This window comes from Mesorhizobium sp. LSHC412B00, assembly GCF_000503035.1.
GTDB lineage: Bacteria > Pseudomonadota > Alphaproteobacteria > Rhizobiales > Rhizobiaceae > Mesorhizobium.
Genome location: NZ_AYWB01000007.1, coordinates 188,949 through 211,037 on the forward strand (window position 1 = coordinate 188,949; position 22,089 = coordinate 211,037).

The following is a 22,089-nucleotide window of genomic DNA, read 5'->3' on the forward strand; positions in this document are numbered from 1 at the left end:
TGAGCATTTTTAGTAAATAAGTCGACTAAGTAAATCGCAAGCGACCGATATCAACGGCAAACACGCACAATCTGGTTGTTGACGATCTGAATCGGACAAGCTTGCCGGACGACGGGCACTTCGGGGCGCGGCTGCGGCACGATCCGACGGTCCTGCTCGCGATATTGCTGCTGCTGTTGCTGGAACTGCTGCCGCTGCAGGCTGTTGCGCAATTGCTGCAGCTGGTTCTGCTGGATCAGCCGGTTGGCGCTGGGATTGACGGACTGAGCCGCAGCAGATTGCATGATGCCGGCGAGCGTTGCCGCCGCCAGCATTGCCGACATGAGAACTGTCGATAGGCGAAGCGTCGACATCAGTTCATTCCCGTACAGATATAACCTCCTCTCTATATAGGGCGTTCGTCTCGATCTGCCATGGGCCGGTCTGCCATGGGCCGATCTGCCACGGGTTGGCGAAATCCCTGAGGAAGCGGCCCGGCCGCACTTGACAGAAAAGATCGATTGACCGCTCTATCGGGCGCGGATCTCGGCCTCAATCGCGGCTGACTCGAGGCACAATCGGGAGCATATTGATGAAAAGCAGGCAAGTATATTTCGCGGCGCTACTGGGCAGCATCTGTATTCTTGGCCCGGTGGCAGTCGCGGCGCAAACCAAGACCGACAAGGCGGCGCCTGCCGCCGCAGCGCCCGCCCCTGCTGCCGGCCCGACATTGCCTGGCGGCGCCTCGGCGCTGTCCGAGACACATGGCGACTGGACGGTCAATTGCCAGGTAACCGGCACGGCCAAGGTTTGCAGCCTGTCGCATCAGCAGTTCAACAAGCAGTCCAACCAGCGCCTGCTGGCGATCGAGCTGTCGAGCAAGAGCGGCGAGGATGCCGCCGGAACGCTGGCGCTGCCGTTCGGCCTGGCGCTCGCCAAAGGAGTCAGCCTGACCATCGACGACCAGAAGCTGGAAGGCAGCTTGCCGTTCAACACCTGCCAGGCCGTCGGCTGCCTGGTGCCGGTGGCGTTCGATGCCAGCGTCACGCCGCTGCTCAAGGCAGCCACCACGCTGAAGATCGACGCCTTCGCGGCCGACACCGGTCAAGCGGTGAGTTTCACCATCCCGCTCAACGGCTTCGGCGGCGCACTGGCACGGACCGCGGAACTCTCGGCGGACTGAGCGGAAAACGTCCGGTCACTCAACCTCGCGCAGCCGGTACCCCACCCCGGTCTCGGTGGTGATGTAGCGCGGCTGGTCGGGCGACTTTTCGATCTTCTGCCGGAGCTGGCGGACATAGACCCTGAGATACTGCACGTCGGTCGAATCGCCCCACACCTGCTTCAGAATGAAATGGTGGGTCAGCACCTTGCCGGCATGCTGCACCATAATACGCAATATGTCGTATTCCTTGGGGGAGAGCTTTATCTCCTTGCCTTCGACCTTGACGATGCGCTTGACCAGGTCGACCGAGAGATCGCCGGTCTGAAACACCGGCTTCTCGCCCTGCTGCTGGAATTTGTGGCGCAGCGCGACGCGGATGCGGGCGACCAGCTCGTTCATGCCGAACGGCTTGGTGATGTAGTCGTCAGCGCCGAGTTCGAGCGCCGCGACGATGCCGGCTTCGTCGGTGCGGCTGGACAGGATGACCACGGGCACGTCGAGGCCGTCGCCGCGCCATTTCCGCAGGAGATCGAGGCCACCCATGCCGGGCAGGCCGAGGTCGAGCAGGATCAGATCCGGCTTTTGTGCATCGACGAGTTCGATCGCGGCCCCAGCATTGGGCGCCTCGCTGACCGCATAGCCCTGGCTGCCGAGGCCGACGCGCAGCAGTTTGCGGATCGGCGGCTCGTCATCGACGACCAGTATGCTGACGTTGGAATTTGTCATGCCGGATCACCAGATGCTTGCTCGTCCACACCTGATACGTCCGTATCGGACGATTGTACCAACCTCGGCATGCGGATTGTGAAGACTGCGCCCGGGCGATCGCTGCGGTTCGCCGCCATGATCGTGCCGCCCATCGCCTCGATGAAGCCCCGGCAGATCGACAGGCCGAGCCCGGTGCCGGCCTGGACCTGATCGCGCTTGCGCACCCGGTAAAAGCTGTCGAAGACGCGCTCCAGGTCGGCGGGCGGAATGCCCGGTCCCTCATCCATGATCTGCAGCGCGACGGAGCCATTGTCGGCCCAGCCCTGCAGCCGGATTGTCGATCCCTGTGGCGCGTATTTCGCGGCATTGTCGAGCAGATTGAACAGCATTTGTTCGAACAGCACGGGATCAAGCTTCAGCATCGGCAGGTCGGCCGGAATATCAACCTCGGTCTTGTGCCCGGCAGTGATCTTGCGTGCCCGCTGCAAGGCCGAGCCAACGACATCGCCGACATAGTGCAGGGCGAAATTCGGTTCCATGGCGCCCGATTCAATCTTCGTCATGTCGAGCAGATTGGCGATGAAGCGGTTCAGCCGTTCGGACTCGTCGAGCACGGTGGTCAGCAGCTCGGCCCGATCGTTCTCGGGCAGTGCCGGCGCAAATTCCCTGAGCGTGCCGGCCGCGCCCATGATGGCCGCCAGCGGCGTCTTCAGATCATGCGAGATCGACGTCAGCAGTGCCGAGCGCAAGCGGTCGGCCTCGGCCGCCAGCCTGGCGCGGTCGACATCGGCGACCAGCTGGATGCGCTCGATGGCAACCGCCGCCTGGTCGGCCAGCGCGTCGAGCAGGCGCTGTTGCTCGGGCGTCAGCAGCGGGCCTTGCTTGTCATTGTCGAGGCCGACGACGCCGACGGCCGTGCGTGCGGTGCGCAAGGGGAGGTAGAGGCGTTTTGCCCCGGGCAGGGTATCGGCGCCACGGCCGGCAGCCCGGTTGTGTTCCCAAGCCCAGCGTGCAGCCGCGATGTCGGCCTCGGCCAGCGTGTCATCGGGGGGATAACCGGCCTTGACGGTGATCGTGCCTTCTTCCGGCAAAAGCAGCACCACGCGCAGCTTCAGCATCGAGGCGATCTGGAAGGCTGTGGCCCACAAAACGTCGTCGAGCGTGCCGGCGCCGGCGAGCTTCTTTGAAAAGAGGTAGATGTCCTCGGTGGCCCGGGCGCGTGAACGGGCGGCGGCTGCCTGACGCTGCACACGCGCCGTCAGATTGCTGGCGATGACGGCAACGACGAGGAAGACGGNAGACGGCGAAGGCAACGATGCTCTCCGGATCGCGGATCGTCATCGTGTAGCGCGGCTCGAGAAAGAAGAAGTTGAAGGCAATGGCGCTGAGGAAACAGGCGTACAGCGCCGGCCACAGGCCAAAGGTCACTGCCGATGTCAGCACCGCCAGCAGCAGCACGCTGGCAAGGTTGCGAACGTCGAGGAACTGATCGAGGATGGCGCTGACGGCAAGCGCGCCGGCGACATAGACGGTCGAGAAAAGATAAGGCCAGATTTGAAATGGCGTCTGCTCGGCCGCCGCCTTGACCCTCGACGTGGCCTCGTTGTCGCGCTCCGTTCCTGAAATGACATGGACGCTGATATCGCCGGCATTGCGGATCAGATCGTAGGTGAGCGAACCCTCGATCAGTTCGCGCCAGCGCGAGCGGGTCGGCCTGCCGACGACGATATGGGTGAAGTTGTTGGCCGTGGCGTGGCGGACGATGTCCTGGGCGACGTTCTGGCCCGGAATGGTCGTCACCTCGGCGCCGAGCTGCTCGGCCAGGCGCAAGAGCGTGGCCAGCTGGTCCTTGTCTTCCTCCGACATGGCGGCCGAACGCGGCGTGTCGACATGCAGCGCCGTCCACGGTGCGCGCAGCCGGTCGGCCAGCCGGCGCGCATAGCGGACACGAGACGCTCCGCCCGGACGCGCATCGACGCAGACGAGCACCCTTTCGCCCGCCGCCCAAGGGCCGGGAATCGCGTGCGACTGCATGTGGTTGAGCAACTGCTCGTCGACGCGCTGGGCGGTGCGGCGCAGCGCCAATTCCCGAAGCGCGGTCAGATTGCCCGGCGAGAAATAGTTTTCGACTGCGCGCTGGGCAGTGTTGGGGAAATAGACCTTGCCCTCTTTCAGCCGCTTGATCAGGTCGTCGGGCGTGAGGTCGATGATCTCGATGTCATCGGCCTGGTCGATGAGGGAGTCCGGGACCGTTTCGCGCACCCTGACCCGGGTGATCTGCGCCACCACGTCATTCAGGCTCTCGACATGCTGGATGTTGAGCGTGGTGTAGACATCGATGCCGCGCGTCAGGATTTCCTGGACGTCGAGATAGCGCTTGGGGTGGCGGCTGCCTGGCGCATTGGTGTGGGCGAGTTCGTCGACGAGCACCAGCGCCGGCCGGCGGGCGAGAATGGCATCGATGTCCATCTCGTCCAGCACGCGGCCTCTGTAGTCGACCTTCTGGCGCGGGATGACCTCGTAGCCTTGGACCAGCGCCAGGGTTTCCTTGCGGCCGTGGGTTTCGACGATGCCGATGACCACGTCGATGCCGTCGGCAAGCATGGCGCGGCCGGCCATCAGCATTTCGTAGGTCTTGCCGACACCGGGTGCAGCACCCAGAAATATCCGCAGGCGGCCGCGCTCTTCCCGTTCCGCATGCTCGAGCAGCGCGTCCGGAGAGGGTCTGGTATAGTTGCTTCTGGCGTCCGGCATCAGGCTCGATCATGAACGGCGCCGAGGATCGTGTCGATCCCTGGCCCCTGGCTTCAGAGATTGTCTCTCACTGCTTGGTATCGTCCAGTGCCAGGTTGAGCGCCAGCACATTGACGACCGGCTCGCCGAGGAAGCCGAGTTCGCGGCCTTCGACATGGCTGTCGACAAGCGCCTTGACCTTGGCTTCGTCGAAGCCCCTGGCCTTGGCCACCCGAGCGACCTGGAAATAGGCGGCGTCCGGGCTGATGGCGGGGTCGAGGCCGCTGCCGGACGTCGTCACCAGATCCATCGGCACCGGCTGGTTCGGGTTCTCCGCCTTCAGCTTTTCGGCGTCGGCCTTGATGCGGTCGATCAGCTTGGGGTTGGTTGGACCGAGATTGGAGCCGCTGGACGCTGCGGCGTTGTATCCGTCGCCGGCAGCCGAGGGGCGGCCATGGAAATACTTGTCGTCGGCAAAGCCCTGGCCGATCAGTTCGGAGCCGATGACCGTGCCGTTTTTCTCGATCAAGCTGCCATTGGCCTGGTGCGGAAACAGCGCCTGGGCGATGCCGGTCATGCCCAGGGGATAGATCAGGCCGGTCAAAACGGTGAAAAAGACGATCATGATAACAGCGGGTCTTATCTGAGTGAGCATGGACGTATTTCCTTAAGCGAGGCCGAGGCCGGTGACGATCATGTCGATCGCCTTGATGCCGACGAAGGGAACGATGATGCCGCCGAGGCCGTAGACCAGCAGGTTGCGGCTGAGCAGCGCGCCGGCGCCGATGGCGCGGTATTTGACGCCTTTAAGCGACAGCGGGATCAGAGCGATGATGATCAGCGCGTTGAAGATGATGGCCGACAGGATGGCGCTCTGCGGCGTCGCCAGATGCATGATGTTGAGCGCTTGCAGGGGGCCGATTGTATGTCCCGGCGCAACGTAGAAGACGGCAAACATGGCCGGGATGATGGCGAAGTATTTGGCGACGTCGTTGGCGATCGAGAAGGTCGTCAGCGAGCCGCGCGTCATCAGCAGCGCCTTGCCGATCTCGACGATCTCGATCAGCTTGGTCGGGTCACTATCGAGGTCGATCATGTTGCCGGCCTCGCGGGCGGCAACCGTGCCGGTGTTCATGGCGACGCCGACATCGGCCTGCGCCAAGGCCGGCGCGTCGTTGGTGCCGTCACCGCACATGGCGACCAGCTTGCCCTTGGCCTGTTCGTCGCGGATCAGCTTCAGCTTGTCCTCGGGCGTGGCCTGGGCGAGGAAATCGTCGACGCCGGCTTCGGCTGCGATCGCCGCCGCAGTCATCGGATTGTCGCCGGTGATCATCACGGTGCGGATGCCCATTTTGCGCAGTTCGGCAAAGCGCTCGCGGATACCACCCTTGACGATGTCCTTGAGGTGGACGACGCCGAGCAGGCGGCCGTCACGCTCGACGGCCAGCGGCGTGCCGCCCGACTTGGCGATCTCGTCGGCGATCGCCTGGAGATCCTTGACGGTGTCGCTGCCGGGGCGCGTGCCGTGAGTGGCCGATGACGACTGGCTGACATAGGCGAGAACCGAATCGACGGCGCCCTTGCGCACCGACGAGCCATCGATGTCGACGCCGCTCATCCGGGTCTGCGCGGTGAAGGGCACGAAGCTGGCATGCAAGGTTGCCATGTCACGGGCGCGGATGGCGTATTTCTCCTTGGCCAGCACGACGATCGAGCGTCCCTCAGGCGTCTCGTCGGCGAGCGAGGCGAGCTGCGCGGCATCGGCCAGTTCCTGTTCGGTGGCGCCCTTGACCGGGCGGAATTCGGTGGCCTGGCGGTTGCCGAGCGTGATGGTGCCGGTCTTGTCGAGCAAAAGCGTATCGACGTCGCCCGCCGCTTCGACGGCACGGCCGGACATGGCCAGCACGTTGAAGCGCACCAGGCGGTCCATGCCGGCAATGCCGATGGCCGACAGCAGGGCGCCGATGGTGGTCGGGATCAAGGTGACGAACAGCGCGACCAGCACCGTCACCGGGATATAGCCGCCGGAATAGGAGGCAAAGCTCGGGATCGTGGCGGTGGCCAGCACGAAGATCAGCGTCATGCCGACGAGCAGGATGTTGAGCGCGATCTCGTTGGGCGTCTTCTGGCNGTCTTCTGGCGCGAGGCACCCTCGACCAGCGAGATCATGCGGTCGAGGAAGGTGTGGCCGGAGGCCGCTGATATGCGCACGCGAATCCAGTCGGACAGAACCTGCGTGCCGCCGGTGACCGCCGAACGGTCGCCGCCGGATTCGCGAATGACGGGTGCGGACTCGCCGGTGATTGCCGCCTCGTTGACCGAGGCCACGCCTTCGATCACTTCACCGTCGGACGGGATGATGTCGCCGGCTTCGACCAGCACGATGTCGCCAACCTTCAGGCTGGTGCCGGGCACCAGCTTGAACCTGGAGCGGTCTTCGCCGGCAAGCAGCTTGGCCTGGGTTTCGGTGCGCGCCTTGCGCAGCGAATCGGCCTGCGCCTTGCCGCGGCCTTCGGCGACGGCCTCGGCGAAGTTGGCGAACAGCACGGTGAACCACAGCCAGATGATGATCTGCAGCGTAAAGCCGAAATCGCCGCCGCCGGTGGCGAGATCCTTGACGAACAGGACCGTGGTAAGAAGCGAGACGATGGCGACGACGAACATCACCGGGTTCCTGACCAGCGTGCGGGGGTCGAGTTTCCTGAAGGCGCCGCCGATGGCCGGCCACAGGATGCGGGCATCCATGATGCTCGCGGATTTGGACTGGCTCATTTGGTGGCTCCAGTATCTGAACTGTTGGCCGGCACCGACCGATCGGATGCCGAAAAGAGGGGCGGCGGACCATAGGCCAGCAGCCAGATCACGATCATGACTGCCGCGAGGCCGAGGAAGGTAGATACGCTGGGGAAGGGAGGGGGCGTTTCCTCCCCCTCATTGCCGGCTCGTGGGCCGGCTCGCGGCCGGGCCTTCATGCGTTTTGGGTAGAACCAGGACATGACAAGCCTCAGAATGTCTGGCCGTTGATGGCAGCCAGGTGCTCGACGATCGGTCCGATCGCCAGTGCCGGGAAGAAGGTCAGGCCGACGACGATCAGGATGACGCCGACGAGCAGGCCGACGAACAGCGGGCCGTCGGTCGGGAAGGTGCCGGCGGAAGCCGGAACCGTCTTCTTCGTCGCTAGCGAGCCGGCAATGGCAAGCGCTGGAATGATGACGAAGAAGCGACCCACCCACATGGAGATGCCGAGCGTGATGTTGTACCAGGGCGTGTTGCCGGAAAGGCCGCCAAAGGCCGAGCCGTTGTTGGCCGCCGCCGAAGTGTAGGCATAAAGAACCTCGGAGAAGCCATGCGGACCGCCATTGGCCATCGAGGCGACGGCGCTTGGCAGCACGACCGCTATTGCCGTGAAGACCAGCATGACCAACGGCAGAGCGAGGATGGCGAGCATTGCCATCTTGACCTCCTTGGCCTCGATCTTCTTGCCGAGATATTCGGGCGTGCGGCCAACCATCAGGCCGGCGACGAACACGGTGATGACGATGAACATGACGATGCCGTAGAAGCCGGCGCCGACGCCGCCGACGATGACTTCGCCGAGCTGCATGTTGAGCATCGGGACCAGGCCGCCAAGTGCTGTGAACGAGTCATGCATGGCGTTCACCGCACCGCAGCTCGCAGCCGTGGTGATGACGGCGAATAGTGCCGAAGCGGCAATGCCGAAGCGGCTCTCCTTNTCAGACGTGTGCTCTTCCGATCTGCGGATTGCCCGCGGCTTCCGCCCAGTAGCAGATAACGACGCCAGCGATGAACAGCACACCCATCGTGGCCAGGATCGCCCAGCCCTGGCGCTGGTTGCCGACCATGCGGCCGAAGACGTTGGTGAGTGCAGCACCCAGCGCGAAGATCGTCACCATCTGGATCATGTTGGAGATGGCGTCGGGGTTTTCGAAAGGATGCGCGGCATTGGCGTTGAAGAAGCCGCCGCCATTGGTGCCGAGCATCTTGATGGCGACCTGCGAGGCGACCGGCCCAAGGGCGAGCGTCTGCTTGGCGCCCTCCAGCGTGGTGGCGTCGACATAAGGCCCGAGCGTCTGCGGCATGCCGAGCCAGACATAGACAAGGGTGAGCACGATGCTGAGCGGCAGCAGGATGTAGAGCGTGCAGCGGGTCATATCGACCCAGAAATTGCCGATCGATTTGGCCGAGGCGCGGGCGAAGCCGCGGATCAGCGCCACCGCAATGGCAATGCCGACGGCGGCGGACATGAAGTTCTGAACAGTCAGGCCGGCCATCTGCACGAGGTAGGACAACGTGCTTTCGCCGCCGTAATTCTGCCAGTTGGTGTTGGTGACGAAGCTGACGGCAGTGTTGAAGGCGAGATTGGGTTCGACCGATGCCATCCCGGCCGGATTGTAAGGCAGGACGCCCTGCAGGCGTTGCAGAAAGTACAGCACCAGGAAGCTGGCAAGGCTGAAGAAGATGATTCCTGCCGCGTAGGTCGTCCAGTGCTGCTCCTCGCGCTCGCTGGTTCCCGAAATGCGGTAGAGGCCGCGCTCAACGGGCCCGAGTATGGGCGAGAGAAAGGTGCGATCGCCATTGAAGACGCGGTACATGTAGCCGCCGAGCGGCTTCACCAGCAAAACGACGATCCCGCAATAAACCAGGATCTGTATCCATCCGTTGAGTGTCATGGGTTTCCGTGCCTTGCTTCAGAAGCGTTCTGGGCGAACGAGGGCGTATGTCAGGTAGACGAGCAGGAACAAGGTCACGCCGCCACCGAGGATGTAATCGACAAGCATGGTGCGATCCTTCCGCTTAAAGAGCGTCGCAAGCTTTGATGTAGGCGAGGGAAAGACCGAAGAACAAAACCTCGATCCCGATGACGACGATGTCCATTTGTGTTGGTCCTTGCTTCTGCTTGTATTTGGCGCCAGCGACTGGCGAGCCAGAAATTCCATGAGAACGGCCCGCCGTAACTCTGGGGTCACGGCGTCCGCAGCGTTTTGCTCGAGATGGAATATGGACCCGATCGCCATAAAGGTTCGAGACGGGGCCGGGAGGAAAGATATAAAATTCCTATAAAGATTTCCGGGAGATGGCTCCGTTCCGGGCCGCTAGAAACCGACGCCATGATATCGCGACCCCTCTTGCGGCGGCTCCGTCTTTCGAAACAATGGGAACGCAAAACGAGGGAAAAACAGATGCTCGACATGGCACCATCGAAACAGGCGGCGACATGGCTTTGCGCGCTTGCACGGGCGCTGGAAGCTGATGACGCCGAGGCGGCCGCCAACCTGTTCGTCGAGGATTGCTACTGGCGCGATCTGCTGGCTTTCACCTGGAACATCACCACGATGGAAGGCCGCGATGAGATCCGCGACATGCTGCAAGCGACGCTGGCGGAAACGAAGCCCTCACACTGGACGCTGTCCGGCGAGGCGACCTCGGATGAGGGCACCGTCGAGGCCTGGTTCACGTTCGAAACGGCGGTCGCGCGGGGCGAAGGGATTGTGCGCCTTACGGACGGCCGCTGCCGGACCTTGTTCACGGCGGTGCGTGAGCTCAAGGGGTTCGAGGAACAAAAGGGACCGGCGCGGCCGCTTGGTATCCGTCACAAGGCCGATCCGAAGCGCGAAACCTGGGCGGAGGCGCGGGCGCGCGAGACGCGCGACCTCGGCGCCACCGAGCAGCCCTATTGCCTGGTGATCGGCGGCGGGCAGGGCGGCATCATGCTCGGCGCGCGGCTGAGGCAGCTCGGTGTGCCCACCATCATCATCGAGAAAAATGCGCGCCCCGGCGATTCCTGGCGCAACCGTTATCGCTCGCTCGTGCTCCACGATCCGGTCTGGTACGACCATCTGCCCTACATTCCGTTCCCGGAGAACTGGCCGGTGTTCACGCCCAAGGACAAGATGGGCGACTGGCTGGAGATGTACACCAGGGTGATGGAGCTCAACTACTGGGTCGCCACCAAATGCCTCAGCGCCAGCTATGACGAGGCCGAGAAGGTGTGGACTGTGGTGGTCGACCGCGTCGGCCGGCAGATCACGCTGAAGCCGAAGCACATTGTCTTTGCCACCGGCGCCTATGGCCCGCCACGCCAGATCGCGCTGCCCGGCGCCGAGACCTTCAAGGGCGAACTCCTGCATTCCAGCCAGTATGCAAGCGGCGAGAAATTCCGCGGCAGACGTGTCGCTGTCATCGGCGCGGCAAGCTCGGGGCACGATGTCAGCGTCGACCTCTGGGAGAGCGGCGCAGACGTCACCATGATCCAGCGGTCGCCGACGACAGTGGTGAAATCCGACACTCTGATGGAAGTCGGCTTCGAGATCTTCTCGGAAAAGGCTTTGGCGCGCGGCATCAGCACCGACAAGGCCGACCTGATCGTCGCGTCCACGCCGTTCGCGCTTGTACCCAAGGGCCAGCGGGATCTTTACGAGGTGATCAAGGCACGCGACGCAGACTTCTACGACCAGCTACGCGCCGCCGGCTTCGCCATCGATTTCGGGGAGGACGAGACCGGGCTGTTGATGAAGGCCTACCGCACCGGCTCCGGCTACTACATCGATGTCGGCGCCTGCGAACTGATCATCAATGGCGAGATCAAAGTGAAGAGCGGCGTCGGCATCAGTTCATTGACGCCGACCGGCATCCTGTTCGACGACCGCAGCGAGCTGGCCGTCGATGCGATCGTCGCCTGTACCGGCTACCAGTCGATGAACGAGACCGTGGCGGCCATCGTCTCGCGCGAGGTCGCCGACAAGGTCGGGCCATGCTGGGGCCTCGGCTCCGGCGTCAAGGGCGATCCCGGTCCTTGGCAAGGCGAGCTGCGCAACATGTGGAAGCCGACGGCGCAGGACGCGCTGTGGTTCCACGGCGGCAATCTGGCGCTGTCGCGGTTTTACTCGAAATATGTGGCGCTGCAGATCAAGGCGCGGATGGAAGGGATTGCGACGCCGGTGTTTGGGGCGGTGAGTAACGCAGGGCGCTAGCGATCTCCTCCCCCCTCGAGGGGGAGATGTCGCCGAAGGCGACAGAGGGGGTCGCCGCGCGTGGAGCGCTGACCTCCAGCTGCCGCGAGGAGCTTGCGTCCGGTCGAACCGACCCCCTCTGGCCTGCCGGCCATCTCCCCCTCAAGGAGGGAGATTATCCACGCCCGAAATGCCGTGCCGCGACCTCGACATGCGTATGTGCCGCATGCGGCTCGAAGCGCTCGGTCTCGTTGTGGTCGGGCGCCTCGTTCGGCCACCAGACACCGCCGATAACAATGCCTTCTGAGACCAGCCGCTGATCCGCGATCAGCGCCGCACCGACCGCATCGACGAAGGTAAAGCGCCCGGGGCGCAGTCTCAGCACCGCGACATCGCCGACACCGCCAACTTTCAGCGTCCCAAGCTCCGGCCTGGCGATCGCCTCGGCTGGCCTTTGCGTGGCGGCGCGCAGCACCTCGACCAGCGGCATGCCCAGCGCCATCAGCTTCGACATGCAGACCAGTATGTCGAAGGCCGGACCGTCGACGCAGTAGAGATGCACGTCGCTGGAGATGACGTCGGGCGCGAGGCCCTCGGCCAGCATCGCTTTCGCCACGGCGAAGTCGAACGATCCCATGCCGTGGCCGATGTCGAAGATGACACCGCGTTCGCGGGCCAGCCGCATGTCCGGCCGCACCGCGCCGGAAGCGAACACCGGCGCGTTGGGGAATGGCCGAAAACAATGGGTGAGGATGTCGCCGCGGCGCAGCCGTGGCAGCACCTCGGAACGGCCGGGCGGCGGCTCGTCTATATGCGCCATCAGCGGCAGACCGACCTGGTCGGCGGCTTCCAGCGCAAGATCGACCGGGGCGATGCCGCTGGCGCCGCCGGCATGCTTGCCGGAGCGCACTTTTACCCCAACGACGACATCGGCGTGCTCGCGCACCGCGGCCACCGTCTCGCGTGGCTCGCAGAGCCTGAGATCGCTGCATTCGCCGACCGAGACGCTTTGCGAGAAGCCGAATATGCCGGCAAAGGAGATGTTGACGTAGGCGAGAATACGCACCTTCGAGCGCTCGATGACATGGCGGCGAAAGCCCAGAAAATTGCCGGCGCCGGCGCTGCCGGCATCGATGAAGGTGGTGGTTCCGCTCTTGGCCGCCAGCCGGTCGGCGTCGACGCCCAGCGAGGTGCCGCCCCAATAGACATGGCTGTGCAGGTCGATGAGGCCGGGCGTGACGATGCAATCCCTGGCATCCACGACCTGCGTAGCATGCTCGGCGTCGATGGCAGTCTCGATGGCCGCGACGCGACCGCCCGCAACGGCGACATCGCGCGGCGCGTCCAGGCCCGAGGCCGGATCGATCAGGCGGCCGCCCTTGATCAGGAGATCGAACTGCATCGGCGCCTGCCTCTCTTCGTTTTGGGGCATGATCTCTGGACAAAACGGTTTCCGTTTGTCCGAGAAAACCGGTTTCCACTTTCGGGATCATGCCCCGACTGGTCAAACCGGCCGGTAGGCGACGGCTTCGACCTCGATCTTGATGTCGATCATCAGCCGCGATTCGACCGTGGTGCGGGCCGGCGGATTTTTCGGGAAGTGCTTGGCGTAGACGGCATTGAAGGCGCCGAAGTCGCGCGCGTCCTCGAGCCAGACCGTGGTCTTGACGACATCGTCCATGGTGCAACCGGCCAGCGCGAGTGCCGCCTTCACATTCTGCAGCACCTGCTCGGTCTGCTCGGTGATGCCGCCCTTGACCACGATGCGGTCGCTGTCGACCGGCACCTGACCTGAGATGTAGACGAAATCCCCGGCGCGCACGGCCGGCGACAGCGGCACGTGGGATGTTCCAAAACACTCTTTAGGCAAAGGAAACTCCTGTTCAGAATGGCGGGCCGCGCCCCGTTTTCGACGACCGCTCTACGCCTGTCCCGGTGATCCTCATAGGGGGCTTTTTGGAAAGCAGCATTTTTCCAAACGCGTGTTGCTTTATCGCAGGCTCGCCAGCATCTTGCGCGTCGCATTTTCCCGACAGGAGATTTCAATGACCTTCGACAAGAACCCGTTTCCAGAGGGCGATGCCGATCGCCACGCGCTCTGGGAAATGTTGGTGCGGCGCGACATCGACGCCTTTATCCGTCAGGACTGGTCGATGGTCGAGGATGATTTCCTCGCCGACAGCTTCTTCGGCATGCATGCGCATTTCCTCAGCGATGCCGACGCCTGGCGTCTGCAATTCCCGAGCCTTGCCGTCTATCGCGACGAATGGCTGCGCCAGGCCAAGGAGACGGCGGCGGCCAGATTCGCCGAGCCGCTGCGCGAGGCGCTGTTTCGCGTCACCAACATGCGCGACATCGATGTCGATGGCGACCGCGCCGTGCTGCACAAGAAGTTCAACGGCTCGGTGGCCAAGGCCGATGGCAGCGTCGACAAGCTGAAATGGCAGACGCTGTATTTTTGCAGGAAGGTGGCGGGCCACTGGAAGATCGGCGGCTTCGTCGGCTACATGCCGCATCCCTTGGGGATCTGAGTCTTGCCCGCTTATGCTATTGCCGGCCTTCGCGCACGAAGACGTGCGCCTCCCGGGCTGCAGTTGTAAAAGCTCGCCAACCGAATCCACTCGAGCTCAAGCGAGTTGAACGGCACAGGTTCGTCCCACAGGGCTAGCGGGAGCGGTGGTCGAACACGACCGCCATGGTCTTACCAATTGCCGCCATGACGACGAGTTCGACGAGATCGTCGTCGCTGTCGACACAGGTTGGATCCATGCGGCGGATAGCGTCGAGCGCCGCCCTGGTCGAGACGGTATCGCCGGCGCGGAATCTGGAAAGCGCAGAGGAAACAAGGTTCTGGGTTGTCACGTCGATGACAGGTACGCTCTGCACTACGTTCATGGCTTCCTCCTGCCAAGAACCCTCTCCCGAAGGAAATAATACGCCGAACGACGGCGTGTGCCAGCGGAATCGTGGTCCGACCAGATTGCCGGGAGGGCACGTTTGCGAGTTTGATAGGATCGAGCCCACAGCATCCAGGACGGGACATGAAACTGTACTTCAGCCGCAATCCCAATCCGCGCCTCGCGGTTGCAACTGCACGTCATCTGCAGGCCAAGGTCGAGTGTGAGTTTGCGGCACCCATGGCGCCCGGGCAGGCTGAGCGGTTTCGTCAGCTCAATCCCAATCTTACCCTGCCGATATTGGCATGGCCGGGCGGCAGCCTGTGGGAAAGCAGACGCCATAGCCTGCCTTCTGTCGCGCGAAGCGGGTTCGGATTTCTGGCGCGGCGGCGATGACCAACCCGACATGATCCGCTGGCTGAGCTGGGGCAAGGAGAATTTCGTCCGGGCCTGCGACATCGTGCATTTCGAGCGCGGAACCAAGCAGCGCTACGGGATTGGGCCCGTCGACCAGGGCAAGGTCGAGGAGGGGCTGGCGGAGTTCCGCATCGCGGCAGCGATTCTCGAGGCGGAGCTCGCCAAGCGGCCATGGCTTGTGGGCAAGTCGCTCTCCTATGCCGATTTCCGTATGGCGACGTTTTTGCCGTTCAACGATGCAGCCGGCCTGCCGCTGGCGGACTATCCCTCTGTTCTGGGTTGGTATCGCCGGCTCGAAGCCATCGATGCCTGGCGCGATCCCTTCGACGGGCTGGACGCGCCGCTTCTGCCGCCGGTCAACTCCGCTTGATGTGCTTCCCTTTGGGCAGATGGGCTGATGTGTGGCGCTTTGGCAGCATAGGTGTGGAACAGCGGGCGAGTTGCCATGGCGCGCTCGACGGCTCGCGGCCGGGTTGATAAGCCCTGTCCGCAAGGAGAGTCGTGACATGACCGTAGCCATCGAGATGGGACAGACGACGGCGGGTGCGCCGGCGGCGCTCGACCTTGAGGAGCTGCTGGCGACCCGGCTTCTGGTGCAAGGCAATTCCGGCTCCGGCAAATCGCACCTTTTGCGCCGGCTCCTGGAGCAGAGCGCGCCCTGGGTGCAGCAGACCATCATCGACCCGGAAGGCGATTTCGTCTCGCTGGGCGACCATTACGGCCATCTGGTCATCGATGCCGAGGAGCATACGGAGCGTGGCCTGCAAGCAGCCGGCGAGCGGGCGCGCATCCACCGCGTCTCCACGGTGCTCAACCTCGAAGGGCTCGATGCCGAGAACCAGATGCGGCGCGCCGCTTCCTTTCTCGGCGGGTTGTTCGAGGTTGCCCGCGAGCATTGGTATCCGATGCTGGTGGTGGTCGACGAAGCGCAGCTGTTCGCGCCCGCCGTGGCCGGCGAAGTGTCCGACGAGGCGCGAAAGCTCTCGCTCGGCGCCATGACCAATTTGATGTGCCGCGGCCGCAAGCGCGGCCTTGCCGGCATCATCGCCACGCAGCGGCTGGCAAAGCTCGCCAAGAATGTCGCGGCGGAGGCGTCCAATTTCCTCATGGGCCGTACCTTCCTCGATATCGACATGGCGCGCGCCGCCGACCTTCTGGGCATGGAACGGCGTCAGGCCGAGGCGTTTCGAGACCTGGAGCGCGGGCACTTCATGGCGTTGGGCCCAGCGCTGTCGCGCCGTCCGCTGGGCGTGCGCATCGGCCAGACCGAGACCAGCCCGCGCAACGGTACGCCGCGGCTGATGGCAATGCCGGAAACAGCGCTTGAAGACGCGCGCGCCATCATCCTGGCGGCGCCGCCGCCCGAGACTATGCGCGCGCCGCGCCGGATGGCGTCGCCGGAGCTGCTCGACCAGCTGATGGCGGCCAAATCGGCGGCGATGGAGATCCGCCCGGAACCTGCGGAACCGGCGGTAAGCGCCGAGGATATCGCCGACCGGCGAGAGCGGGTGGACCGTGTCCTGCGCGCCATCCTGGCGCAGCCCGATGCGGGTTTCCGCGTCATCGGCGTGCTTTATCAGGAGTTCGTCGTCCGCTGCCGCATCGAAGGCCTCGCTTCGGTGGTGCCGGACCTCTCAGAATTCCGCCGCATGCTGACGCGTGCCCGCGCCGGGCTCGGCGCCGACATGGCAGGCGATGACGCCTGGCAGGACGTTTCCGTGCGCGCCTCGCTGCTGCCCGAGGACATGCAGGGCGTGTTCATGATGATCGCCCGCGCCGCCAAGGAGGGCTGGCCGTGCCCGAGCGACGCGGCGATCGCGCGCGCCTACGGCTCGCATTCGCTGCGCCGCGCCCGGCGGCTGCTCAGCTATATCGAGGAGCAGGGCCTCATCGTCTGCCAGCTCGACGGCACCGGCCGCCGCACGGTGACGCTGGTCGAGCTCGCCTGGGCGACGGCGCCGGGCGACCCCAATGCCGCGGAGGCGGAACAGGGCAGCCTGGCGCTGTGAAAGGCGAACAGGCAGCTACCTGACTTGCTTGCGCGGTTCTGAACAAGATGTGTTTCGCCGATCGGCGCGCGACGATTTATGATGGGTTTCCGAGAATCGCAGAACGGTTCGGGCGGGAGGGTTGTCCGGTGCGGTTGAAATCTCTGGCTGTCTTTGTCTTTGGCCTCCTCGCCGTCGCCGGCATCGCCTTGACGATGTCTGCCCGGTCTTTTGCCGCGTCCTCCGATATACCGGCCTGGCTGCAGGCCCATGTCGGCAATGACGACGGCGAGATTTCGCAAGTGGTGCTGGAGCGGGCGCGCGCGCTTTACCTGAAGAAGGTCGCGCAAGGCGCGGTCCACAATGGCTGCTATTTCGCCATGGATGCGACGCGCCCCGGCGATCTCGGCAATGGCGTGCTAGGGCGGCGCTACTACGTCATTTGCGAGGCCAAGCAGTCGTTCAGGGCGATCTCGTCGGGCCATGGCGGCGGCCGCAATTTGAAAGGCGTGGTCGATTTCTCCAACGGCAAACGCTGCGCGAAAAACTTCGGCAATGCCCTGGACTCGTCCTTGACGACCGGTGGCGCCTATATGACCGGCGAGGCAAAGACCTCATTCAAGGGTTTTTACCGCATCGGCGCAAAAAAGGACCAGGCGCTGCTGCGCACCTTCATCCAGTTCGACGGTGAGGGGGAGACGGCGAATGCCAGGCAGCGGGTGATCGGTGGCCACGCGGCGCGGCTGTTGCGCGGCATGTGCCTGCGCAAGAACCCGAACAGCTCCTATGCCGACCATGACGGCTTCGTGCCATACGGCAAGCTGGTGGATTATGCCGGCGGCCGCAGCAATGGCTGCACCAGCTGGTCGCCGTCCGACGCCGACCAGATCATTTCGATGGTGAAGGGCAATCCGACGACGCTCTATATCTACCCGGAATCGCGCGACATCACCGCCGTTGGTAAATCGGGCGCCTATTGGAATGCGTCCTGCCTGAAGGAGATCGGCAAGCCGAAATTCTGGCCGCGAAAGAGCCTTGAGCCGATCATCGCGCAATACGCCAAGGACAACCCGCCACCGCCGCCACAACCGTTGCCGATCTGCACCGGGCCGTGAGGGATGAGTCCTCGGCTCGGCATTGTCGGCGGCGCGGACTGGCTGGGCGGCGCCGCCGATCCGATGGGCTCTACTGATTGATCTCGGGTTCGACGAGCTTTGCCAGATTGCGCAGCGACTCCTGCCAGCCGAGATAGCAGGCTTCGGCCGGAATAACGTCCGGAATGCCGGCCTGCGTGATGTCGAGTTCCGTGCCGACCGACACTTTCTTCAGCAGCACGGTCACTTCGATCTGGCCGGGCAAATTGGGGTCGTCGAACCTGTCGGTGTAGCGCAGGCGCTCGCCGGGAACGAGTTCGAGATATTCGCCGCCGAAGGAATGGCTGCCGCCCGTCGTGAAGTTTCGGAACGACATCTTGAAGGCGCCACCGACTTTCGCGTCGAAGCTGTGCACGGTGCAAGTGAAGCCGTTCGGCGGAAGCCATTTCGCCAGCGCGTCGGCTTCTGTGAATGCGCGGTAGACCTTCTCCGGGCTGGTCGTCAGAACGCGGTGCAAACGTACGGTGCTTGGCATCTCTTCGGTATCCTTTGTGGTTTCGTTGTTCGATGCCCCAAGGACGGGTGAACCTCACCCGGTCCGACATAGCCTGTCAAATTTTCTTGAGCCCGTTGCCGGCAGCCATCCGCCCGCGACTTCGAGTCGCCGCCTCAGGCAGGCGGTCGTGTCGCGTCAAATTGCATGAATCATTGACAGGTTGCCTAACCTTTCGGCGCGGATCTCACAATTTATTAAAATTGTAAGTCTCTCCTATAAAGTTGTATTAGGATCAGCTTAACGCCTTCGGCATTATCTATTAAATGATGGGCGACGATCTCCTTGGTGTACTATAGAATGATTCCCTGGAACGACGGATCAATTTAAGAGTTGATCCGAAATGGTCGCTCGAAGGTTGTCGAACGACCAAGGCAGCACGCGCAAGGAGTGTCGGAATGACCACAGTCCTCAACGCCAAAGGCATTCCACTTCCCTATACCGGCGCTTCCACCCATTGGTTCTCGGCGACTGGAGGCGCGCCTTACCGCTACGGCACCTCGGGCAACGATTCCTTCTGGGGCGACACCAACGTCAAGGTCACCATGTATGGCGGCGCGGGCGACGACTATTACCATCTCTATTCGACGATCAACAAAGCGGTCGAGAACTACGGCGCGGGCGTCGACACGATCGATACCTGGATGAGCTACAAGCTGCCCGCCAATTTCGAGAACCTCGTCGTCACCGGCGACGGCCACTATGCCTTCGGCAATGCTCAGGACAACATCATAACGGGCGGCGCTGGCAGCCAGACGCTGGACGGCGGCAAGGGCAATGACGTGCTGATCGGCGGCGCCGGCGCCGACACCTTCATCATCACCAAGGGCAATGGCAGCGACCTTATCTCCGATTTCGGCGCGACCGACACGGTGCGCCTCAACGGCTATGCCTTCACCTCGTTCGAGGCCGTCCACGCCAATATGGTCCAGGTGGGATCGAACGTGCAGCTGAACCTCGGCTCGAGCGAGGTGCTGGTGTTCCACAACACCACGATCGACAAGTTTCAGCCCGGCCAGTTCGAGCTGCCGATCGACAAGACCGGCATGACGCTGTCCTTCAACGACGATTTCAACACGCTGAGCCTGTGGAACGGCCAGAGCGGCATCTGGGATTCCAATTTCTGGTGGGGGGCGCAGAACGGCAGCTCGCAGCCCCAGAACGGCGAGCTGCAATGGTATATCGACGCCAATTATGCGCCGACCAGCTCGGTCCATCCGTTCAGCGTCGCAAGCGGCGTGCTCACCATAACCGCGGCGCATGCGCCCGACGACATCAAGCCGCTGATCAACAATTACGAATACACTTCCGGCATACTGACGACGCACGACACCTTCTCGCAGACCTATGGCTATTTCGAAATGCGGGCCGATCTCCCGGAAAATGCCGGCGCGTGGCCGGCCTTCTGGCTTCTGCCCGAAGACGGTTCATGGCCCCCGGAACTCGACGTGATCGAAATGTATGGGCAGAACCCGAATGCGCTTCTCATGACCGCGCACACAAATGAGACGGGAACCCACACCACGGTCGGGTCGACGGTGAATGTCTCCAACACCGACGGCTATCACACCTATGGCCTGTTGTGGACGCCGGACAAGCTGGTCTGGACCTATGATGGCGTCCAGGTCGCGGAAGCGGCGACGCCGTCCGATATGAACAAGCCCATGTATATGCTGGTCGACCTTGCGGTCGGCGGTCAAGCCGGCGCGCCGCCCGACCATCTGGCGACGCCCGCGCAAATGAAGATCGACTATATCCACGCCTATACGCTGAACGATTTGCAGCAGAGCCATCTGAGCACGACAGCCGAGCACGCCGTCTAGATGTCACGGGACCGCGCGCCACTCAGCGATGCGGCCATCGGCCTGCGCCCGGTTTTCCTGCGCGGCATCGCCGATATCGGCATCTTTTCGTTGCTGATCAACATCCTGCTCCTGGTGATCCCGCTCTATCTGCTGCAGGTCTATGACCGGGTGTTGCCGTCCTCCAGCGTCGAGACGCTGCTTTATCTCTCGGCCATGGCGGTCCTCGCGCTCGCCTTCCTCGGCCTGCTGGACGCGGTCCGCGCCGTCTACGCGCAACGTGTTGCGGCCACCGTCGACCAGAAACTGGGCGCGCGGACATTCGCCGCCTCGCTTGGCGCCAGACATGCCGGCAGCGGGCTGTCGCCGCTGAACGACCTTGCCACGACTTGCGCCTTCATCAGGTCGCGCGGCGTGGCGGTGTTGTTCGACCTGCCGTTTGCGCCCGTCTTCCTGGCCTTGCTCTATTTCATCCATCCCGTCCTGTTCTGGCTGACGCTCGCCGGCGCCGTGCTGCTGTTTCTCTTGGTCGTGGCCAACCAGCTTGCCATCGGCAGGAACGATGCCATGTCGGCGGAACGCTCGGCGGTGGCCAGCCAGGCGGAGCAGGCCTTCGCCCGCAACACCGACACGCTGCGCGCCATGGGCATGGTGCAAAATGCCGCCGCGGTCTGGGGACGGCACGTTGCTGAGGCGCTGACCCTGCATGACCGTTCCGGAAGCGCCAATGCGATCTTCAGCGCGACGTCGCGGGCGCTGCGCATGATGCTGCAACTGGCGATCCTCGGCGCCGGCGCGTGGCTGGTGCTACAAGGGCAGATGACCGCCGGCATGATCTTCGCTTCGTCGCTGGTGTCGTCGCGCGCGCTGCAGCCGCTCGACCAGCTGATCGGATCCTGGCGGCAGATCGTCGACGCCAAGCGATGCTGGAAGCGGCTGGACACCGCCCTTGCGGCGCAACCAGCGCAGGGGCGCAAGCTCGCACTGCCCGATCCATTGGGCGCGATTTCGGTGCAGGATCTGTTCTTCATCGCGCCGACTGCGGCTTTCGGCACGGAGCCCATCCTCAAGCGGTTGAATTTTGCCATCGGCGCCGGCGAAGCGGTGGCGATCGTCGGCCCGAGCGGGGCCGGCAAATCGACGCTGGCGAAATTGCTTGTGGGCGCGCTGCAGCCGACCGGCGGCGCGGTCAGGGTCGACGGCGCCGACCTGAGGAGCTGGGGCGAAACCCAGCTTGGCAGGCATATCGGCTATCTCGCGCAGGAGGTGGAGCTTTTCCCGGGATCGATCGCGCAAAATGTCGCCCGCTTCGAACCCGACGCCGATGACGCCGCGATCGTCGAAGCGGCCAGGCGCGCCGAGGCGCATGAGCTGATTCTCACGCTGCGCGACGGCTATCAGACCATGATAGGCCCGTCGCATACCGTGCTGTCGGGCGGCGAGCGCCAGCGGATAGGGCTGGCGCGCGCCTTCTACGGCAAGCCACGCATGCTGGTGCTGGACGAGCCCAACGCCCATCTCGACGGCAGTGGGGAGGCGGCGCTCGAAGGGATGCTTTCGGCCGCGCGAAGTGTAAGCGTCACGACAGTCGTCATCACGCATCGCCCTTCGATCGCCGCGGCCTGCGACCGCGTCATGGTCCTGCGCAACGGCATGGTCGAAGCTTTCGGCCCTGCGAGCGAGGTGCTGAGGCAACCGGCGGCCGGCAAGGCCGGGAGCGCGGTGGTGACAGGCTCGTTCGTGCCGACCGTGCGCCCGCACAGCGTCCGCTTCGGGTCATAG

Annotated in this window: 15 protein-coding genes and 4 pseudogenes; 8 read left to right on the plus strand and 11 right to left on the minus strand. The window is 63.7% G+C overall.

Annotated features, from left to right (window positions below; translation table 11 throughout):
* Nucleotides 1–50 precede the first annotated feature (50 nt).
* On the minus strand, nucleotides 51–323 hold the full coding sequence (locus X757_RS149325; protein ID WP_023669716.1) for a hypothetical protein: 273 nt from the start codon (nucleotides 321–323) through the stop codon (nucleotides 51–53).
* 248 nt (nucleotides 324–571) lie between these two features.
* On the opposite strand from X757_RS149325, the gene X757_RS0134040 reads away from it, so the two are divergent.
* Nucleotides 572–1,162, plus strand: coding sequence for an invasion associated locus B family protein (locus X757_RS0134040; protein WP_023669715.1), 591 nt, complete (start codon nucleotides 572–574; stop codon nucleotides 1,160–1,162).
* A 15-nt stretch (nucleotides 1,163–1,177) separates the two neighbouring features.
* Here X757_RS0134040 and X757_RS149320 read toward each other — a convergent pair whose 3' ends face one another.
* From X757_RS149320 to X757_RS13930, 6 genes and pseudogenes are all read right to left on the minus strand, one after another.
* Nucleotides 1,178–1,870 (minus strand): response regulator transcription factor, encoded by a 693-nt coding sequence (locus X757_RS149320; protein ID WP_023726472.1) that lies wholly within the window; start codon nucleotides 1,868–1,870, stop codon nucleotides 1,178–1,180.
* Nucleotides 1,867–4,606 (minus strand): annotated as a pseudogene (locus X757_RS01000000164860) (DUF4118 domain-containing protein). The gene X757_RS149320 and the pseudogene X757_RS01000000164860 overlap by 4 nt, the downstream one beginning before the upstream one ends.
* Nucleotides 4,607–4,673: 67 nt before the next feature.
* A complete protein-coding gene (gene kdpC, locus X757_RS149315) occupies nucleotides 4,674–5,240 on the minus strand; it encodes a potassium-transporting ATPase subunit KdpC (RefSeq protein WP_023686547.1) in 567 nt (188 codons plus the stop codon).
* A 12-nt stretch (nucleotides 5,241–5,252) separates the two neighbouring features.
* Nucleotides 5,253–7,357 (minus strand): annotated as a pseudogene (gene kdpB, locus X757_RS01000000164865) (potassium-transporting ATPase subunit KdpB).
* 232 nt (nucleotides 7,358–7,589) lie between these two features.
* A pseudogene (gene kdpA, locus X757_RS01000000164870) lies at nucleotides 7,590–9,276 on the minus strand (potassium-transporting ATPase subunit KdpA).
* Nucleotides 9,277–9,294: 18 nt separating this feature from the next.
* Nucleotides 9,295–9,384, minus strand: a complete 90-nt coding sequence (locus X757_RS13930) for a K(+)-transporting ATPase subunit F (protein WP_023669708.1) — start codon at nucleotides 9,382–9,384, stop codon at nucleotides 9,295–9,297.
* A gap of 402 nt (nucleotides 9,385–9,786) precedes the next feature.
* On the opposite strand from X757_RS13930, the gene X757_RS149305 reads away from it, so the two are divergent.
* Complete coding sequence (locus X757_RS149305; RefSeq protein ID WP_023704186.1) at nucleotides 9,787–11,577, plus strand: NAD(P)/FAD-dependent oxidoreductase; 1,791 nt, start codon at nucleotides 9,787–9,789, stop codon at nucleotides 11,575–11,577.
* Nucleotides 11,578–11,731: 154 nt separating this feature from the next.
* Here the strand turns inward: X757_RS149305 and X757_RS149300 are convergent, their stop codons facing one another.
* Together X757_RS149300 and X757_RS149295 are read right to left on the minus strand one after the other, a co-directional pair.
* On the minus strand, nucleotides 11,732–12,958 hold the full coding sequence (locus X757_RS149300) for an amidohydrolase/deacetylase family metallohydrolase (RefSeq protein WP_023726473.1): 1,227 nt from the start codon (nucleotides 12,956–12,958) through the stop codon (nucleotides 11,732–11,734).
* 102 nt (nucleotides 12,959–13,060) lie between these two features.
* Entirely contained in the window at nucleotides 13,061–13,426 is a 366-nt protein-coding gene (locus tag X757_RS149295) for a RidA family protein (protein WP_023707576.1), read from the minus strand.
* Between the two features lie 175 nt (nucleotides 13,427–13,601).
* Between X757_RS149295 and X757_RS149290 the strand changes: the two genes are divergently transcribed.
* On the plus strand, nucleotides 13,602–14,087 hold the full coding sequence (locus X757_RS149290) for a hypothetical protein (RefSeq protein WP_023726474.1): 486 nt from the start codon (nucleotides 13,602–13,604) through the stop codon (nucleotides 14,085–14,087).
* A 133-nt stretch (nucleotides 14,088–14,220) separates the two neighbouring features.
* On the opposite strand, the gene X757_RS149285 is transcribed toward X757_RS149290, so the two are convergent.
* A complete protein-coding gene (locus tag X757_RS149285; RefSeq protein ID WP_023726475.1) occupies nucleotides 14,221–14,451 on the minus strand; it encodes a hypothetical protein in 231 nt (76 codons plus the stop codon).
* Between the two features lie 146 nt (nucleotides 14,452–14,597).
* Here X757_RS149285 and X757_RS01000000164875 point away from each other — a divergent pair.
* From X757_RS01000000164875 to X757_RS149275, 3 genes and pseudogenes are all read left to right on the plus strand, one after another.
* Nucleotides 14,598–15,240, plus strand: a pseudogene (locus X757_RS01000000164875) (glutathione S-transferase family protein).
* 136 nt (nucleotides 15,241–15,376) lie between these two features.
* The gene (locus X757_RS149280; RefSeq protein WP_023726476.1) at nucleotides 15,377–16,879 is read left to right on the plus strand and encodes an ATP-binding protein; all 1,503 of its coding nucleotides are present in this window, start codon (nucleotides 15,377–15,379) and stop codon (nucleotides 16,877–16,879) included.
* A 128-nt stretch (nucleotides 16,880–17,007) separates the two neighbouring features.
* Nucleotides 17,008–17,973, plus strand: a complete 966-nt coding sequence (locus tag X757_RS149275) for a hypothetical protein (RefSeq protein WP_023726477.1) — start codon at nucleotides 17,008–17,010, stop codon at nucleotides 17,971–17,973.
* 70 nt (nucleotides 17,974–18,043) lie between these two features.
* Here the strand turns inward: X757_RS149275 and X757_RS149270 are convergent, their stop codons facing one another.
* Nucleotides 18,044–18,487: an SRPBCC family protein gene (locus tag X757_RS149270; protein WP_023683102.1), complete on the minus strand. Its 444-nt coding sequence runs from the start codon at nucleotides 18,485–18,487 to the stop codon at nucleotides 18,044–18,046.
* Between the two features lie 416 nt (nucleotides 18,488–18,903).
* On the opposite strand from X757_RS149270, the gene X757_RS149265 reads away from it, so the two are divergent.
* Both X757_RS149265 and X757_RS149260 read left to right on the plus strand, forming a co-directional pair.
* Nucleotides 18,904–20,328, plus strand: coding sequence for a family 16 glycosylhydrolase (locus tag X757_RS149265; RefSeq protein WP_023669698.1), 1,425 nt, complete (start codon nucleotides 18,904–18,906; stop codon nucleotides 20,326–20,328).
* Nucleotides 20,329–22,089: a type I secretion system permease/ATPase gene (locus X757_RS149260; protein ID WP_023726478.1), complete on the plus strand. Its 1,761-nt coding sequence runs from the start codon at nucleotides 20,329–20,331 to the stop codon at nucleotides 22,087–22,089. It begins immediately after the preceding gene.

Excerpts from the sequence above, each read along its gene's own strand:
- X757_RS149325 (WP_023669716.1), bottom strand. The coding sequence starts at position 323 with ATGTCGGCAATGCTGGCGGCGGCAACGCTCGCCGGCATCATGCAATCT.
- X757_RS0134040 (WP_023669715.1), top strand. The coding sequence starts at position 572 with ATGAAAAGCAGGCAAGTATATTTCGCGGCGCTACTGGGCAGCATCTGT.
- X757_RS149320 (WP_023726472.1), bottom strand. The coding sequence starts at position 1,870 with ATGACAAATTCCAACGTCAGCATACTGGTCGTCGATGACGAGCCGCCG.
- kdpC (WP_023686547.1), bottom strand. The coding sequence starts at position 5,240 with ATGCTCACTCAGATAAGACCCGCTGTTATCATGATCGTCTTTTTCACC.
- X757_RS13930 (WP_023669708.1), bottom strand. The coding sequence starts at position 9,384 with ATGCTTGTCGATTACATCCTCGGTGGCGGCGTGACCTTGTTCCTGCTC.
- X757_RS149305 (WP_023704186.1), top strand. The coding sequence starts at position 9,787 with ATGCTCGACATGGCACCATCGAAACAGGCGGCGACATGGCTTTGCGCG.
- X757_RS149300 (WP_023726473.1), bottom strand. The coding sequence starts at position 12,958 with ATGCAGTTCGATCTCCTGATCAAGGGCGGCCGCCTGATCGATCCGGCC.
- X757_RS149290 (WP_023726474.1), top strand. The coding sequence starts at position 13,602 with ATGACCTTCGACAAGAACCCGTTTCCAGAGGGCGATGCCGATCGCCAC.
- X757_RS149285 (WP_023726475.1), bottom strand. The coding sequence starts at position 14,451 with ATGAACGTAGTGCAGAGCGTACCTGTCATCGACGTGACAACCCAGAAC.
- X757_RS149280 (WP_023726476.1), top strand. The coding sequence starts at position 15,377 with ATGACCGTAGCCATCGAGATGGGACAGACGACGGCGGGTGCGCCGGCG.
- X757_RS149270 (WP_023683102.1), bottom strand. The coding sequence starts at position 18,487 with ATGCCAAGCACCGTACGTTTGCACCGCGTTCTGACGACCAGCCCGGAG.
- X757_RS149265 (WP_023669698.1), top strand. The coding sequence starts at position 18,904 with ATGACCACAGTCCTCAACGCCAAAGGCATTCCACTTCCCTATACCGGC.
- X757_RS149260 (WP_023726478.1), top strand. The coding sequence starts at position 20,329 with ATGTCACGGGACCGCGCGCCACTCAGCGATGCGGCCATCGGCCTGCGC.